Raw genomic sequence first — 13,707 nt, forward strand, 5'->3', positions numbered from 1 at the left:
CAGAAGGATTTGCAGCATGCGCGGCCGCATTTCAAGTGGCCGAAGAGGAGCCGCATGATCAGTCGCCGCACGCTGCTTATATCCGCCGTGGGCAGCCGACTTGCGGCGAAATCCGGCCGCCACTTTCAGCACTTCAGGAAACACGCCATGCTATCCACCTTTGAAAAGGTCGCGGAGAATCTGCAGTTTCCCGAGGGTCCGGCATGGAATGGCCGAGACGCTCTGTTCTGTTCGAACTGCAGTGCCGATTATATAACCCGAGTTGATCTGCACAACAACTCTTCCATCGCGTTCCGGGCCGGCGACGCAACCGGCACGTTCCGGTTCGAAAAGACAAACGGCATGACCTTTTACCAGGATGGCTCACTGGTAGCGTGTGACTTTGGCCGGAACGCGATTGTTCGCATCAAGCCATCTGGCGTCTGCTCGGAAGTTGCTCGCACAATCGGAGGCCGGCCGCTGGAGGCGCCGAACGACCTGGCATTCGATCCCCATGGCAACCTCTACGTCACCTGTCCCGGCGGCTCCGGCAAGGCAAACCCGGTTGGTAGAATCTACCGAATCGCTCATGGCGCCAACACAGTATCACAAGTTGCCGCCGACATGGCGTTTCCGAACGGTCTGGCCTTCTCCGCCGACGGCAAAGTGTTATTCGTTGCGGAGTCTCAGCATAACCGTATCGTCCGGTTCCGCGTTAACGACGATGGTTCGCTGGGAGATCTGGAGCCGTTCGCCGATCTTTCCCCGGCAGGAAACGGTGAGCCGGACGGCCTGAACCTGGACATTGCCGGCAACCTGTGGATTGCACACTACGGCGCCCACCAGGTGCTGGTAGTGGATACCTCCGGACATATCGCCAAAACCATACCGCTGGCTCACAACTCCGACGGCGGGCCGACAAACGTTGAGTTTGGGGGTCCGCAAATGGATTTGCTCTTCGTTACCGATCCTGGTGCGGCATGTTTATGGCGAGCGCACGTGGATACGCCCGGTCTCCGACTCTTCTGTTCACCGAAGGACCAAGGATACTAAAGATGTACAAGGCACTTGCACCGCATGCCATCGGCATGAATCCAGTCGACCTCGAAACGGCATTGAAGTTGGCCGCCGAAAGCGGTTTCCAGGGTCTTGAACTGAACGCGCGCGATATTGCATCGCGTGTGAAAGCCAAAGGGTCCGACAGCGTCAAGTCCCTGTTCCACGCGGCAGGCGTTGTACCGGCCGCGTTCGGCTTTACAGTCGACATCCGTGCCGAAGAGGATGCGTACCGAGTTTCGGTGGGCGAGCTTGCGTCTCTTGCCTCCGCCTGCGCTTCTGTTGGCTGCCTCCGCACGGGCACCTGGATACTTTCTGGATCGAACGAGCTGGACTTCTCCGCTAATCGCGACTTCCACTTAAAACGCCTGACGCCTGTTGCGACGGTGCTCGCGGATTGCGGAGTTCGGCTGGCTCTAGAGTTCCTTGGCCCGTTAACCATCCGGGAGCGCTTCACGCATCCATTCGTCTGCGACCTGGCGGGCATGCTCGAATTGGCGCACGATGTTAGCCCGAACACCGGGTTATTGCTGGATGCGTGGCATTGGTACACATCCCATGGCACACTCGAATCCCTGCGAGCTTTGACGAACGAGAATGTGGTGATGGTGCACGTAAATGACGCCCCCGTTGGCGTGGAGATAGATGCCCAGGTGGATAACACACGCGCGCTGCCCGGTGAAACCGGCGTCATCGATATCGCAGGTTTCCTGAAGGCGTTGGACGCCGCAGGCTACGACGGTCCCGTTACGCCGGAACCGTTCAAGCGCTCGCTGAGCGAATTGCCCAGCGATTCCGATCGGGCCCAACTCGTTGGTTCGGCCATGGACGCCATCTTCAGGAGCGCAGGAGTGACGCCGATCGTATGAAACTGATTCTCTACATCGGCTTTGCACAGCCGGACGAGTGGGAGGGTTGGGCAGGCACCTATGCCAGGCACGCGCGCCGATTTGAGGAGGCATCCGGGGCTCTCGCAATAGTAGTGCCGTATCACCAAATCGACACCGCTCGCATCGCGCAGCTGCGCCCGCATGCCGTGGTGATGAGTGGGTTTGCACGTTCGTTTGAGGCGTACACAGCCGATGAACTGGAAGGGGCCGTAGAGTGGCTTTCGGCTCCGCAGTTGCCAACATTGGCCCTTTGCGGAAGCCACCAGCTGCTGGGCAAGGTGATGCTGCATGGCCAGTTGTGGAGAAGCAAATTGCAAGATGAGCCGATGCGCAGACTACGCGACGGCGAACCGATCTGCAATCCCGACTACCATCCCGAATACTATATGGAACGTGGTGTATACCGGATGGAGTTAACCGAGGAGGGCAGAACCGACCCGCTGTTCAGCGGAATAGCCGAACCAGCCTTCGTTGAGTCGCACTATTGCGAGTTGAAACGCGTGCCCGATGGATTTGATTTGCTGGCCTCAACATCCGATTGCCGTATTCAGGCAATGCGCCGCCGCGGATCGGTGGTGTACGGTCTGCAGTTTCATCCTGAAGACGCGTCCGCGCGCTTTCCTGCCGGCGCACAGTTGCTTCAGAACTTCTTCCGCACTGCCGGCGCCGCCGTGGAGGGCGCTACGGCCTGAACGGGCCGGACCGCTCCACCAACAGGCCACGGAGCGTGGTGACGGTCTCAGCCGGCCCGACGACAAACGGCGCGTGGGTTGCGCCTTCTGCGAGAATCCTGTTGATATCCAATGCGCCGCCGGCCAGGTATTCGGCCACACAGCCGGCTTCCGCTGCGATGCACAAAGCCGCGGCCATGTCGTAAGCGCCCTCGCGCAGGCCAACCAAGGCCGTCAGGCTGCCGGTGGCGGCATATACCAGATCGAGAGCGATGCTGCCGAGGCAACGGACTCGGCCAGGCATCGCGCCGGTGTCCAGATTCTTGATGGCGGCGCTTGTGAATCCGACCGTATCCTCCGCATGCAGGGAGGTCCGGCCGCGGGACATGAACTGTACATTGCCTTGCCATGCTCCACCACCGCGGATTGCCGACCACACTGTATTGAGCCTGGGAGCACAAACGGCCCCAGCCACCGCGACGCCATCGTCGATCAAACCAATAGATACACACCAGAACGGGATGCCGAATACCAGGTTAGTGGTGCCATCTATCGGATCCACGGCCCATAGCGGTCCGTCGGTCTTCCCGCTCCGGCCGGTCTCCTCGCCGAGGAACCCGAATTCGGGATAGTCGCGCATCAGGCGTATGCGGATAAGGTCCTCCACGCCGCGATCCACTTCGGTTACGTATGAGCCGTCTGCCTTGAATGCCGGATTCATGTTCCGGCAGAGCTGAAGGGCCAGCGCTCCAGCCTCCACGGCGAGCGCACACAGACCGTCCATGTCCACAACCTGCTCAACGCGGTCCGGCAGCATCAGGTCCTCCTGGTTTTATGCGTGCGGAAGTTACAGAAAGGCGGACATTACCAAGCGCCACAGTTGGATGCCCGTAAGAAAACCGCATTGCGCGGACTGGCGTCTGCAAACGCAGGTTCGCGTCCAGCGGAACGGCAAAACGATAACGAGGCGGCATGGCGCAGATCAACACGTACTCTCCCTCGGTCAGATCGTTCACGCTAAAGCTGCCATCCGCGTTGGAAACCACCGAGTTTACAATCCAACGGAGCGCGAATGGACGCGGGTGGTAGGGAGGAAACACCCCGAAGCGATACGGCGCCAATACGTCGCGTAACGAGCGAAACACTACCGGTTCCAGATCTGGTGGCAGCCCATTCAAGCGCACAGGAATCACGCCAACCTGGGCGCCGGCAACCGGGACACCATTCAAAAGCAGTCTACCGCTTACTTCGCCGCGATGAAATAGCGGTCTTTGCGAAGCGGTACGGCTGAGAAAACTCGCGGGCATGCCTGCCGCGCGATAATACCGTAAAGCGAGCTTCGTATCACCGAAGCGTAAATAGAGGTCACCATACATACGTGTTGCGAAGCGGTTGAACGTTACGAATCTGTGCGGGTCACACCAGGCGTCCAGAATCGCGCGGTTGGCCGGAGTTGCTGCACACGTGAAAAGCATCGAGCGTAGCGTCGCGCCGTCCTGCTCGGCGTGCGGCGAGTTATCCAGATCCAGGAGCAGTGCCCTCATTGCGCCTGTGTCATCGAAATGGATGGTGGCAACATTAAACAGCTGCTTGACGGCTTCCCAGGAGAGTGCTGTTTGGAACCGACGCCGCCGCAAGAACGCCATTGTGGCCGCAGCTGATGCCAGACTGCCGCTTACGGCGTCCTCAGTAAAGCCGCTCTCCCGACACGTTATAACCGGCTGTGGGCGTCCGGTGAAAAGCAACAGGCTTCGATTGGGTTGGGCGTCACTGGCGCCAACGGCGATATGGGCGGCTGCAGCGAACGCGGCGCCGGCACCGGTCCCATCCGGCACGCCCGAAGCGGGTATTGCTGCACTGTACGGAACAGGAATGCTCCGGCGCAGTCGCCTGGTGATATCCATCCTGGAGGCCAGGTGACTCTCCGTGAACGGCTGCCGGATGGAGGCACCGGCTCCGACACAGACAACCGCTGCAATCAGCGTGAGGAGGCGGTTGTGCAGACTCTGGCGAGGCGCCAACAGCGCCACGACAACCAAACAGATGGCCGCGGCGGTACAAAGTCCGCCGGCAAGCCACGAAAATGCAATTTGCCGCAGGTAACGCAGATTGAACGTGCCGAGCATCTGGTAATCCACTAAGAGCGGGCTGAGGCGCACTGGAGCCGAGCATGTCATCGAGAGCAGTGAGCCAAAGCCGACCACCGCGCCTACCGCGGCGGAGCGCAGCAAAGGACCGCGACGGGCGATCTGACCGGGGTCACCGAAGGCGCCAGCCGGACCAACCAGCATGCCGGCCACCGCGCCGGCCGCAAGCCAGGCGAAATCGGCGCCGCCGTGGACAGGGAATATCACGTGCGAGATGGCAGCCACAAATGCGACACTTACGGCAGAGACCAACCAAACGCCGAAAGCACCCCTGGAGATCATGAGAGCGCCGTGCACCCGGTTCGAGCCGTCTCGACCGATGGAGACCGGCCGAAAGTTAGGATTGACGGCAGCCGAAAGGGCAATAAGGGCCGCCAGCAGCCAGCAGGCATTAAAGGCGCCGCGCGCTACAGGGTTGAAATCCGCCAGCATCGCCGCAGCTTGTACGAGAGGCGACGGCCAATTCAGGAGCACCGGTACCGGCAAGCGAGGGTTAAGCTCCTGAAATGCTAGCTCGCCGCCTGGCACGAGTATGTGCGCCGCCACTGCAGTAATGAGCGTGAGCGCCAGATATGGCAGCACGCATAGAACGGCGAGAAGAATGTAGAGGGAGGTGCGTCTTCTGGCCGGCCGGCGGGTCGCACCCACAGGTGTTTTGGTGCTGTGCACCGCGATCTGCGCGTACTCAGCGATGTCTGCCTCGGCTATGCCCGAGTCGCCTCCGCCATCGTCAACGTCAGATGAGGCCATGCAGTTTGGCCCATTGCCATTCAATCGCTGCCAACACGCTAAAGTAATCGAGCTGGCATGTCAATGGCGGCGTGATCTCCAGCTTCCTCACGATCGGTACAGCAATGCGCGCCGCAGAAGCAGCGCGCGCAGGCAGCGTGAGGTCGGCGGCTTTGCGCACGAATTGCCGGATTTGGCGGTACTCGATTGGCGTCAGCCGCTCCAGATGATGCACGTAGGGCGTCATCGCGGCGACCGCAGCTTCCGGACGTTCGGGCCGCATCCAGCTTCCGCTGCCGACCGACCTATCGGCCACTACAACGGTCCCTGCCGCGAAGTCGCCAATACGCTGATTGGCACTGCTGAACCACATTGCCGCAAGCGCCGGCGTGCCGCTGAGTATCAGTACGGAACCCCCGGGCAAGTTCAGTATGCCGAAATCGACAAAGCGCAGCAGATTGCGAATCGTGCTGGAGAGGAAATCGATCCGGCCGCCACTGCGACGCATTGCCCGGAGGTGAAAGAGTCGCTTTCCGGGAGTAACGCCGGACCACAACATCTCGAAAAAAATGCCGTACCCAAGCAAGACGGCGTAGATCAAAATGAAAGTCAGGGCAGCGCCAAAATTGGCCAGAAACGCAAAATAGCCAACGGACGCCCCAACGATCAGCCGTATTGCTGCCACAATCACCATACAAAGCAGCACCTCGATGATGAAGTCGATGATGAAAGCCGCAAGCCGCGACACGAATCCGGCCGCATCGTAAACAACCGGCACATATTCGGCAGTGAGTATCTCAACGGTCCGCGGCATTAACGGGCTGGGGCGGGCGCCGGATTGTTGCGCCAAGCGCGTCCATCGCGGCGCAAGAGTTCCTCCGACTGCTCCGGGCCCCACGAGCCTGCGGCATAGTTCGGAAATGGCTGAAAAGGCCTTGACGCGCTCCATACGTCCATAATCGGCTGCAGTACCGCCCATGCGGTCTCTACGGCGTCGTCCCGGTTAAAAAGGGTAGGGTCGCCGTGCATCGCATCTAGAAGCAGCGTCTCGTAGGCCGTAGCGCGCTGCGCCTTGAACGCCGTGGCATAGCTGAAGTTCATCTCCACCTGCCGGAGGTGCATGGTTGGTCCCGGCAGTTTGGCCCCGAAATGAAGCGATATCCCTTCATCCGGGTAGATCCGGATCACGATGTGGTTCGGTTCGATCACATCCTCCGGACTGAACTGAAAAAACAAGCTTGGCACGCGCTTGAACTGAATGGCAATCTCCGTCGTCTTGGAGCGCAGCCGCTTTCCGGAGCGCAGATAGAACGGCACATCGGCCCAGCGCCAGTTGTCCACACACAGCTTCAGCGCCACAAACGTCTCCGTGTAGGACGTAGGTGAAACACCATCCTCCTGTCGGTAACCGCTTGCAACACCACCGTCGATATTGCCAGGACCGTACTGTCCGCGAACCACGATGTCGGTCAGGCTCTCCGGATTGATTGGCACGATGGAGCGCAGGACGTCGGCCTTGCGATCCCGCACGCTCGAGCCGGCATATCGCACAGGCGGCTCCATGGCAACTGTAGAGAGCAACTGCAGCAGGTGGTTCTGAAACATGTCGCGCAGGCAGCCGGCTTCCTCATAGTAGGCCGCCCGGTGTTCCACACCGAGTGTTTCGGCTGCCGTAATCTGCACGTGGTCGATGTACTGCCGATTCCATATCGGTTCGATCACGGTATTGGCGAACCGGAACGCCAAAATGTTCTGCACGGTCTCTTTGCCGAGGTAGTGATCGATGCGGTAGATCTGCTCCTCGTCGAGAACGGTATGAATGTCCTGGTTGAGCTTCTCGGCTGTCGCCAGGTCGTGGCCGAATGGCTTTTCGATAATCACCCGGGTCCAGCCGTTGCCGCTGGAGATGCCTTTTTGCACCAGGTTATGCTCACCCAGGCGGGCAACTATATCTCCGTAAAAGCTCGGCGGAGTCGCCAGGTAGAACAACCGGTTTGGCGCATCCCCGTGTGCCTTTTCTATCTCTTCCAGCTTGGCCGACAGTGCCTCATATCCGGCAGCGCCCTCGAAATCTGCGGTGATGTAGTGAAGTGAGTTGATGAACGCGCTGCAGACGGCTTCATCGTATGTATCGGCCTCGTCGCTGCTGCGGATTGCTTCCTCCATCGCTTCCCGAAACGTCCGGTCCTCCATCGGCGACACGGCGAATCCGATCACCGCGCATCGTTCGGGGAGCATATGCGCGCAGGAGAGGTTGTAGAGCGCAGGGATCAGTTTCCGGTGTGTCAGGTCGCCGGAAGCGCCAAAGATAACGAGCGTGCATGGGTCCGATGGGCGCTCCAGGATCGAGCCGCCCTGCGCGGTACCGGCCGCTGCGCGAGCGTCGACCACGGCAGGAGCAGATTCCGAAGTAGTCATCGATTGATCAACCTTCCATTTGTTCTGTAAACTCTGTAACGCGATATCGCCGGGTCCATTTTACGGTTGCCCCGCATGCACAGATGCCGCCGCCGGCCGCCGCAGCCACGGAGTCATCGACATGACCTCCAGAAACGCTGTTCTGGCGCCGATCGCGAGGTGCTTAGGCGTTGACGCATCCACGTGGACTGCGTTGGCTGCATCGTTTCGCGGAAGTCCCAGTTCGGACCGCTGTTGGCCAGGCGGGACAAACAGCTTGCGCAGCTTCCACGTATCGAACCGCAGGACGCGATTTGACCGCGTGTGCTGCAGAAGAGCGATTTCCATGCGTTCCGCCGGGTGTGCCGGGTGAAGGAACTCCTCCGGGGCGCCACTCAGCCATCGCAACATCTGAAGCAGGCCATCGCCCTTCGCCGTACGACGCGAACCAGCGCTCAGAATGGTAAAACCGCTCAGCCTATGGCCACCTGGCGCCTTCGTGTCGCTGTTCATTGCCGCGGCAGTCTGCGCCCATGACAAACCACCGGCCTGCGGGTCGGTGTCGATCGCAACAAGCAACGCCGACAGCCTGAATGCCGCTGGATCGCTCTGCGGCACGGCAACGCCTGGCCGCCCAAAGCTCCATGATTTCTTCTCGGTTGCGGTCAATCTTGCATCTTCCGGGTTCATATGGTACTATAATAATCGCCAGCCAGCGCTTTTACGATCCCCCTGTCGTAAGCCACCCCCCTTTGCCCCCAGGCAAGCGCTGAAGCGGCTCGCCGCACTATGGATCTTTCTACGCGTTCGGGCAGGCGTGAGCAGGGGCTGCGCATTCAGGGAGCGATTGAGCGCGCCGGCATGTCGGCTGAAGAGTTGGCGGGCCGCGTCGGTTGCTCTCGAGCGCTTGTTTACCAGTATCTCTCCGGGGCCACTCTGGCTCAGCCCGATCGGCTGCAGCGGATTGCGTCGGTATGTGGCGTTGACCTGGCCCTCTTTTATCAGGATGACGGCCCAGACGTGCGCCGAACTCCGCCGCCCGATGTTGAAGATCGGTTGCGCTCCAGCCTGGAAGCCCTGGAAGCACTCGCACAAGCGCAGCAGTCGCCTGCAGACCTCCACGCGGCAGCATCCGCCTGCCAACAGGCTCTCACACTGGCCCAGCAGCTGAACGATACAGGCGCCCGCATTCGCGCCTTCCACAGGCTTGGCGCCACCCGGCTCGCTCTGGCCGAATACCCGGAAGCTGTGGAGGCACTTTCGCAGGCCGTTTCGCTCTCCGCATCGTCCGGCGACGCCGGCGCTGAGATCGCGGCGCGCCAGTGCCTGGGAGCCGCGCTTATCTCGCTTGGTCGGGACGCTGACGCCGAGGCGGAGTTTGTGCGCACCTCTGCGGGTCCGACCGTAAGCGGGCGTTGGCGCGGCACGCTGTCGCTCGGCGGAATTGCAGAGATGCGTGGCGACTATGCTACGGCAATGGCTCGCTTCGACGACGTAGCGGCGATGCTCGAAGACGCAGCGACCGCGGGCGAGCTTTCGGCCGCGGAACTGGCAACCGGCCTTCTGTACGTGAACATGAACCGCACGAATGTCTATCTGGATGGCGGTGACTTTGAAGGCGCGCGAACACTGGCTCAACAGTGCCTCGTGGATGCAGAATCGCTCGGCATTGCTGCCCAGGGACTGGAGGCGCGGTTCAACCTCGCATGGTGCGATTTCGCCACCGGGACGCTGGCCGATTCGTGGCGTGGGCTATTGGCTTTGCGGCAGCTGGCACGCTTTCTGGGAGATGGTGGTCGGGAGGCGTTTGCCAACGCCTGGCTTGCAATTCTGCTCAGCGCCGCTGGTGACGCCGATGCTTCGGTCACATGTGGCAAGGAGGGGCTGGCGCAAGCATTGGCTACCGGAGATCGGCGCGCCGAACTGTATGCCCAGTTGGGACTTGCCGATTCCTACTCGGCGGATGTGCGAAGGCGTAACGAAGCCCGGTACCATGCTACGCAGGCGCTTGCGGTAACCGTGTCGCAGCGTCAAGAGCGAGGCGAGATCGAGTGTCGCTTGCGGCTAGCTCGACTTGCCGCGCTGGAGGCCAATCGTGCGGACCTCGAGCACCAGGCCAGCCTGGCACTGGCCGCAGCCCATCGATTGGGAGCTCGCCATCTGGAATGCATCGCGATGGTTTGGTCAGGAAATAGCCGGCTTGCGGCGTCGGATGTGCCGGAAGCCGAGCGCCTTGGTGCATCGGCTAATGACCTGGCCCGAGAGATCGGTTCTGCGGAGGGTATCTGGCGCAGCCACTCACTGCTTGCCGCCTCTGCAGCCCGGCGCGGAGACACTACTGCCCAGGAGCAGCACCTGCGCAGCAGCGTCGATATGCTGGAGTCGCTGCGCGCACAACTCCGTATTGCCGGTCTGCCGGATACACTGATGGAGAATGGGGAGTGTCTCACAGTCTACGCTGAGCTGCTTGCAGTTCTGCGGGCAGCCGGCAGAGACGATGCCGTTGCGGAACTGCTGGAACTGGCCGCGTGGCCGCCACTTGCGGATGAGCCGGGCGCGATACGCTGACTTCCAAAGCCTGGCATAACGAATTTCGATTTCACAACGTCACAACAACATGACGAAACCTCCGACCCTTCGCCAGGCTCGCGCTCCACGCGTCGAGCGTATGATTGCCATCGCCGTCGCCATGTTGCCGTTCGTCGTCTCCGGATGCGGCGGCAGTTCAGGGTTCACGGGAGGCAGCTTTCCGCCGGCGCTGGTTGGCCGCGTCGTGGATGCAACCTCGCCGGTACAAAAGCCGATACCCGGCGCTTCCGTGGTGATTACTGCCGTTCCCCAGTCCGGACGGGCCGTCAATCTGAGCGAGGTTACCAACGCTACCGGGTCGTTCTACTTCCCGCGGGTTGACCTGGGAGCAGCAACGGGCGCTGTTACCGTGTCAATAACCCCGCCAACCAACGCATACCGGCCGGAGCAGGTCTCATTTGTCATGCAGCAGTCGATCAATGGCGATCTGCTAGTCTGTCTGGATCCCTCCGTCGGCGGCCACACCGGCGCAAGCCTCGCACTGCCCGTTGAGTCGTTCAAGGTTGGCCAGACCGCCTCGCTCAACGCGCAACTTCTCGATGCGGCCGGTAAGGCGGTAGCCGTTCAGCCGACCGTGCTTGCACTCGGCAACCTTGGTGTTGTCAACCCAGACGGAACGTTTACGGCCATCGCAAGCGGATCCGGCGTCGTCGCTGTGTTCTGGTACGCCTTGCCGCCTGTTACTCAGGCGATTACCGTTACCGAACCGCCCGTGAGCACTGCGCCATCCGGTGGCGCCACCGGTGCCTCCAGCGGTGGAACCACCACGAAATGAGGCGGCCGCCAGGGTTCCAGGTGGTCGTGATCGGGGGCGGGCATGCGGGCTGTGAAGCTGCGCTGGCAGCCGCACGGTTGGGATGCCATACAGCCTTGTTGACGCTGGACCCGCAACGGATCGCCCACCTGCCCTGCAACTGCTCGATTGGTGGCCCGGCCAAAGGGCATCTTGTGCGGGAGATCGATGCGCTTGGTGGGGCCATGGCGCTTGCCACCGATGACAGCCTGACGCATATCCGATATGTAGGCACTGGGAAGGGCCCTGCAGTGCAGACACTGCGCGCTCACGTGGATAAGGAGCAGTACCCTGCCGCCATGCGGCGCCTGATAGACGCCGAGCCCAACATCACCCTGATCGTAGGCCAGGCCATGGACCTGGCGGTTAGTCACACTTCCGCAGGCGTGCCGCGTGTTGACGGTGTTATCACGGAACGTGGCGATACCATTCGCTGTGGACGGATTGTGATTACCACGGGAACTTTCCTGAACGGGCTGATGCACTGTGGCGCCGTTCAAACTCAAGGAGGCAGGCTCGGGGAGGCGCCGAGCATTGGGCTCTCGGCCGCGCTGCAGCGGCTCGGCCTGAAAATGGGCCGCTTCAAAACCGGAACCACTCCGCGGGTTCGCCACAGCACGGTGGACTATCTGGGCCTCACGTGCTTGCCCGCCGAGGAGTGCGCGCCATTCTCGTTCCTCTGTGAAAAGCTCATCGGTCGTCGCCCGCTGCTGCCTTGCTTTGAGACGCACACGACCAGCGTCACGCACGACTTCGTGAGGGAGAACCTGCACCTCAGCGCCATGTATTCCGGTGCGATCCACGGTATCGGTCCGCGCAACTGTCCGAGCATCGAGGACAAGGTTGCTCGCTTTGCCGATAAGGAGTCGCACCCCATATTTCTGGAGCGCGAGACGTGGGATGGCGAGAGCATCTACGTACAGGGAATATCCACCAGTCTGCCACACGACGTTCAGCGGGCCTTACTGACAACTATACCGGGACTGGCGCACGCCGAGATGCTGCGGCCCGGGTACGCGGTGGAGTACGATGTCGTTTTTCCAGATCAACTCCAGAGCACGCTGGAGGCACACGACATTGGCGGCCTCTATCTGGCGGGACAGATCAATGGCACCTCCGGCTATGAGGAGGCAGCTGCTCAGGGACTGGTGGCCGGCATCAACGCCGGTCTGGCTGCTCGTGGCGACAGCCCGCTCATACTGGACCGGCAATCGGGCTATATCGGCGTACTGATCGATGACCTGGTGACGCGTGGCGTTACCGATCCGTATCGTATGATGACCTCGCGCGCCGAGCATCGGCTCACCATGCGGCATGGTAATGCCGATGAACGCCTTACCCCTGTTGGCCGCACAATCGGTCTGGTTTGCGACGCGCGTTGGAGCAGGTACCAGCAGCGGAAGGCGGCGATCGAGCAACTTGAGCACCACTGCAATACGCATTGGGTTACGGGCACGCACAGTGCGCTTTTGGATACTTTGCCTACCTCGCCGGTGAACGGAAGGCGCACATCGCTCACGGAGCTTCTTCGGCGGCCCGAGGTCTCGATGGACGATCTGCAGGCAATCTCCGAAGCAGCTGGCTGGCCATGGCCAGGCTGCAGCGTCGCCGGCGCAGCGGATGAAGTGGAAACACGGGTCAAGTACGAGGGCTACATTGTTCGGCAGCGCCGGCAGATTGATCAAATGGCCCGACTGGAGCAGGTGATCATACCCGCGAGCATCGTGTTCAACGAGGTGCCTTCCCTCTCGCTCGAAGCACGCGAAAAGCTGACACGCATCCGGCCCGTTTCGCTGGGACAAGCAGCGCGTATACCCGGGATGCGACCCGGTGATCTGCAGTTGTTGCGTTTGGCGATTGAGCGCTCACACCGAGTTGCGGCGCTGGAGCCTGCCAACGCGTGAGCCGCATAGACGCGCAAAAACCGCAATCACACACGTAACCACAGTGATGGGATGCCGAGCCGGATAGATTCACAAAACGTGAGCTAGCACCGGTCGATGGAACTCAGTCGGCGGCATCTTGCTCCCCGCCGACAGGCTTGATCGCCGCGAATAAGGCCCTTAACTCGGCCGGAAACCGTACCGTAAGGCCGGCATGGTCCAACAAAACCTGCCGCGTCTCGCCCACGGCCAGGGTTTCGGTACCTCGATGTACGCTGTACTCAAACTTGACGATGCGGCTCGTTACCTCGGCGACGATCACGCGAACAACCAGCTCGTCGTCATAACGCGCCGGCTTCATGTAGCGGCACCGCGCTTCAACCACCGGCATCGAGTATCCAGCGGCTTCCAGCGCACTGTAGTTCAGCGCGTTCACGCGGCAGAATTCGCTGCGGGCCGCCTCAAACCAGATGAAGTAGTTCGCATGGTGCGCTACACGCATCTGGTCGGTCTCCGCATAACGCACCCGCAGCGGCCATTCCGCCGGCGCAGACTCCGGCATGGCGCCCACCA

The 13,707-nt window shown here is 61.2% G+C and carries 12 protein-coding genes; 6 read left to right on the forward strand and 6 right to left on the reverse strand.

Features of this window, described 5'->3' with window-relative positions; genetic code table 11:
• Positions 1-54 precede the first annotated feature (54 nt).
• From KGJ62_04855 to KGJ62_04865, 3 genes are read left to right on the forward strand one after another with little or no spacing between them, the layout of a single operon-like run.
• Positions 55-1,032 carry an SMP-30/gluconolactonase/LRE family protein gene (locus KGJ62_04855; GenBank protein MDE2125900.1) on the forward strand — a complete coding sequence of 326 codons (978 nt, stop codon included), beginning with the start codon at positions 55-57 and terminating at the stop codon, positions 1,030-1,032.
• A 2-nt stretch (positions 1,033-1,034) separates the two neighbouring features.
• Entirely contained in the window at positions 1,035-1,904 is an 870-nt protein-coding gene (locus KGJ62_04860; GenBank protein ID MDE2125901.1) for a sugar phosphate isomerase/epimerase, read from the forward strand.
• Complete coding sequence (locus KGJ62_04865; protein ID MDE2125902.1) at positions 1,901-2,617, forward strand: gamma-glutamyl-gamma-aminobutyrate hydrolase family protein; 717 nt, start codon at positions 1,901-1,903, stop codon at positions 2,615-2,617. The genes KGJ62_04860 and KGJ62_04865 overlap by 4 nt, the downstream gene beginning before the upstream one ends.
• Here KGJ62_04865 and KGJ62_04870 read toward each other — a convergent pair.
• Genes KGJ62_04870 through KGJ62_04890 form a run of 5 tightly spaced genes read right to left on the reverse strand, consistent with a single transcriptional unit; the run spans position 2,607 to position 8,538 of the window.
• Positions 2,607-3,413: an inositol monophosphatase gene (locus tag KGJ62_04870; protein MDE2125903.1), complete on the reverse strand. Its 807-nt coding sequence runs from the start codon at positions 3,411-3,413 to the stop codon at positions 2,607-2,609. The two genes, KGJ62_04865 and KGJ62_04870, sit on opposite strands and share 11 nt — an antisense overlap.
• On the reverse strand, positions 3,394-5,493 hold the full coding sequence (locus tag KGJ62_04875; protein ID MDE2125904.1) for a hypothetical protein: 2,100 nt from the start codon (positions 5,491-5,493) through the stop codon (positions 3,394-3,396). The genes KGJ62_04870 and KGJ62_04875 overlap by 20 nt, the downstream gene beginning before the upstream one ends.
• The gene (locus tag KGJ62_04880) at positions 5,480-6,286 is read right to left on the reverse strand and encodes an RDD family protein (protein MDE2125905.1); all 807 of its coding nucleotides are present in this window, start codon (positions 6,284-6,286) and stop codon (positions 5,480-5,482) included. Before KGJ62_04880 ends, KGJ62_04875 begins: the two co-directional genes overlap by 14 nt.
• The gene (zwf, locus tag KGJ62_04885; protein ID MDE2125906.1) at positions 6,286-7,890 is read right to left on the reverse strand and encodes a glucose-6-phosphate dehydrogenase; all 1,605 of its coding nucleotides are present in this window, start codon (positions 7,888-7,890) and stop codon (positions 6,286-6,288) included. The genes KGJ62_04880 and zwf overlap by 1 nt, the downstream gene beginning before the upstream one ends.
• Positions 7,891-7,950: 60 nt before the next feature.
• Positions 7,951-8,538 carry a hypothetical protein gene (locus KGJ62_04890; protein ID MDE2125907.1) on the reverse strand — a complete coding sequence of 196 codons (588 nt, stop codon included), beginning with the start codon at positions 8,536-8,538 and terminating at the stop codon, positions 7,951-7,953.
• 120 nt (positions 8,539-8,658) lie between these two features.
• Here KGJ62_04890 and KGJ62_04895 point away from each other — a divergent pair, with 120 nt between their 5' ends.
• From KGJ62_04895 to mnmG, 3 genes are all read left to right on the forward strand, one after another.
• Positions 8,659-10,437, forward strand: coding sequence for a helix-turn-helix domain-containing protein (locus KGJ62_04895; GenBank protein MDE2125908.1), 1,779 nt, complete (start codon positions 8,659-8,661; stop codon positions 10,435-10,437).
• 100 nt (positions 10,438-10,537) lie between these two features.
• Positions 10,538-11,233 (forward strand): carboxypeptidase regulatory-like domain-containing protein, encoded by a 696-nt coding sequence (locus KGJ62_04900; GenBank protein ID MDE2125909.1) that lies wholly within the window; start codon positions 10,538-10,540, stop codon positions 11,231-11,233.
• The gene (gene mnmG, locus KGJ62_04905; GenBank protein ID MDE2125910.1) at positions 11,230-13,155 is read left to right on the forward strand and encodes a tRNA uridine-5-carboxymethylaminomethyl(34) synthesis enzyme MnmG; all 1,926 of its coding nucleotides are present in this window, start codon (positions 11,230-11,232) and stop codon (positions 13,153-13,155) included. The genes KGJ62_04900 and mnmG overlap by 4 nt, the downstream gene beginning before the upstream one ends.
• A gap of 103 nt (positions 13,156-13,258) precedes the next feature.
• Here mnmG and KGJ62_04910 read toward each other — a convergent pair whose 3' ends face one another.
• Entirely contained in the window at positions 13,259-13,696 is a 438-nt protein-coding gene (locus KGJ62_04910) for an acyl-CoA thioesterase (GenBank protein ID MDE2125911.1), read from the reverse strand.
• Positions 13,697-13,707: the final 11 nt, after the last annotated feature.

This window comes from Armatimonadota bacterium (genome assembly GCA_028871815.1).
In the GTDB taxonomy this organism is placed as follows: Bacteria; Armatimonadota; Chthonomonadetes; order Chthonomonadales; family Chthonomonadaceae; genus REEB205.

What these genes read in the sequence shown, in the direction of transcription:
- KGJ62_04880 (MDE2125905.1), bottom strand. Translation starts at nt 6,286, where the DNA reads ATGCCGCGGACCGTTGAGATACTCACTGCCGAATATGTGCCGGTTGTT.
- KGJ62_04860 (MDE2125901.1), top strand. Translation starts at nt 1,035, where the DNA reads ATGTACAAGGCACTTGCACCGCATGCCATCGGCATGAATCCAGTCGAC.
- KGJ62_04875 (MDE2125904.1), bottom strand. Translation starts at nt 5,493, where the DNA reads ATGGCCTCATCTGACGTTGACGATGGCGGAGGCGACTCGGGCATAGCC.
- KGJ62_04865 (MDE2125902.1), top strand. Translation starts at nt 1,901, where the DNA reads ATGAAACTGATTCTCTACATCGGCTTTGCACAGCCGGACGAGTGGGAG.
- KGJ62_04870 (MDE2125903.1), bottom strand. Translation starts at nt 3,413, where the DNA reads ATGCTGCCGGACCGCGTTGAGCAGGTTGTGGACATGGACGGTCTGTGT.
- KGJ62_04895 (MDE2125908.1), top strand. Translation starts at nt 8,659, where the DNA reads ATGGATCTTTCTACGCGTTCGGGCAGGCGTGAGCAGGGGCTGCGCATT.
- KGJ62_04910 (MDE2125911.1), bottom strand. Translation starts at nt 13,696, where the DNA reads ATGCCGGAGTCTGCGCCGGCGGAATGGCCGCTGCGGGTGCGTTATGCG.
- zwf (MDE2125906.1), bottom strand. Translation starts at nt 7,890, where the DNA reads ATGACTACTTCGGAATCTGCTCCTGCCGTGGTCGACGCTCGCGCAGCG.
- KGJ62_04855 (MDE2125900.1), top strand. Translation starts at nt 55, where the DNA reads ATGATCAGTCGCCGCACGCTGCTTATATCCGCCGTGGGCAGCCGACTT.
- mnmG (MDE2125910.1), top strand. Translation starts at nt 11,230, where the DNA reads ATGAGGCGGCCGCCAGGGTTCCAGGTGGTCGTGATCGGGGGCGGGCAT.
- KGJ62_04900 (MDE2125909.1), top strand. Translation starts at nt 10,538, where the DNA reads ATGATTGCCATCGCCGTCGCCATGTTGCCGTTCGTCGTCTCCGGATGC.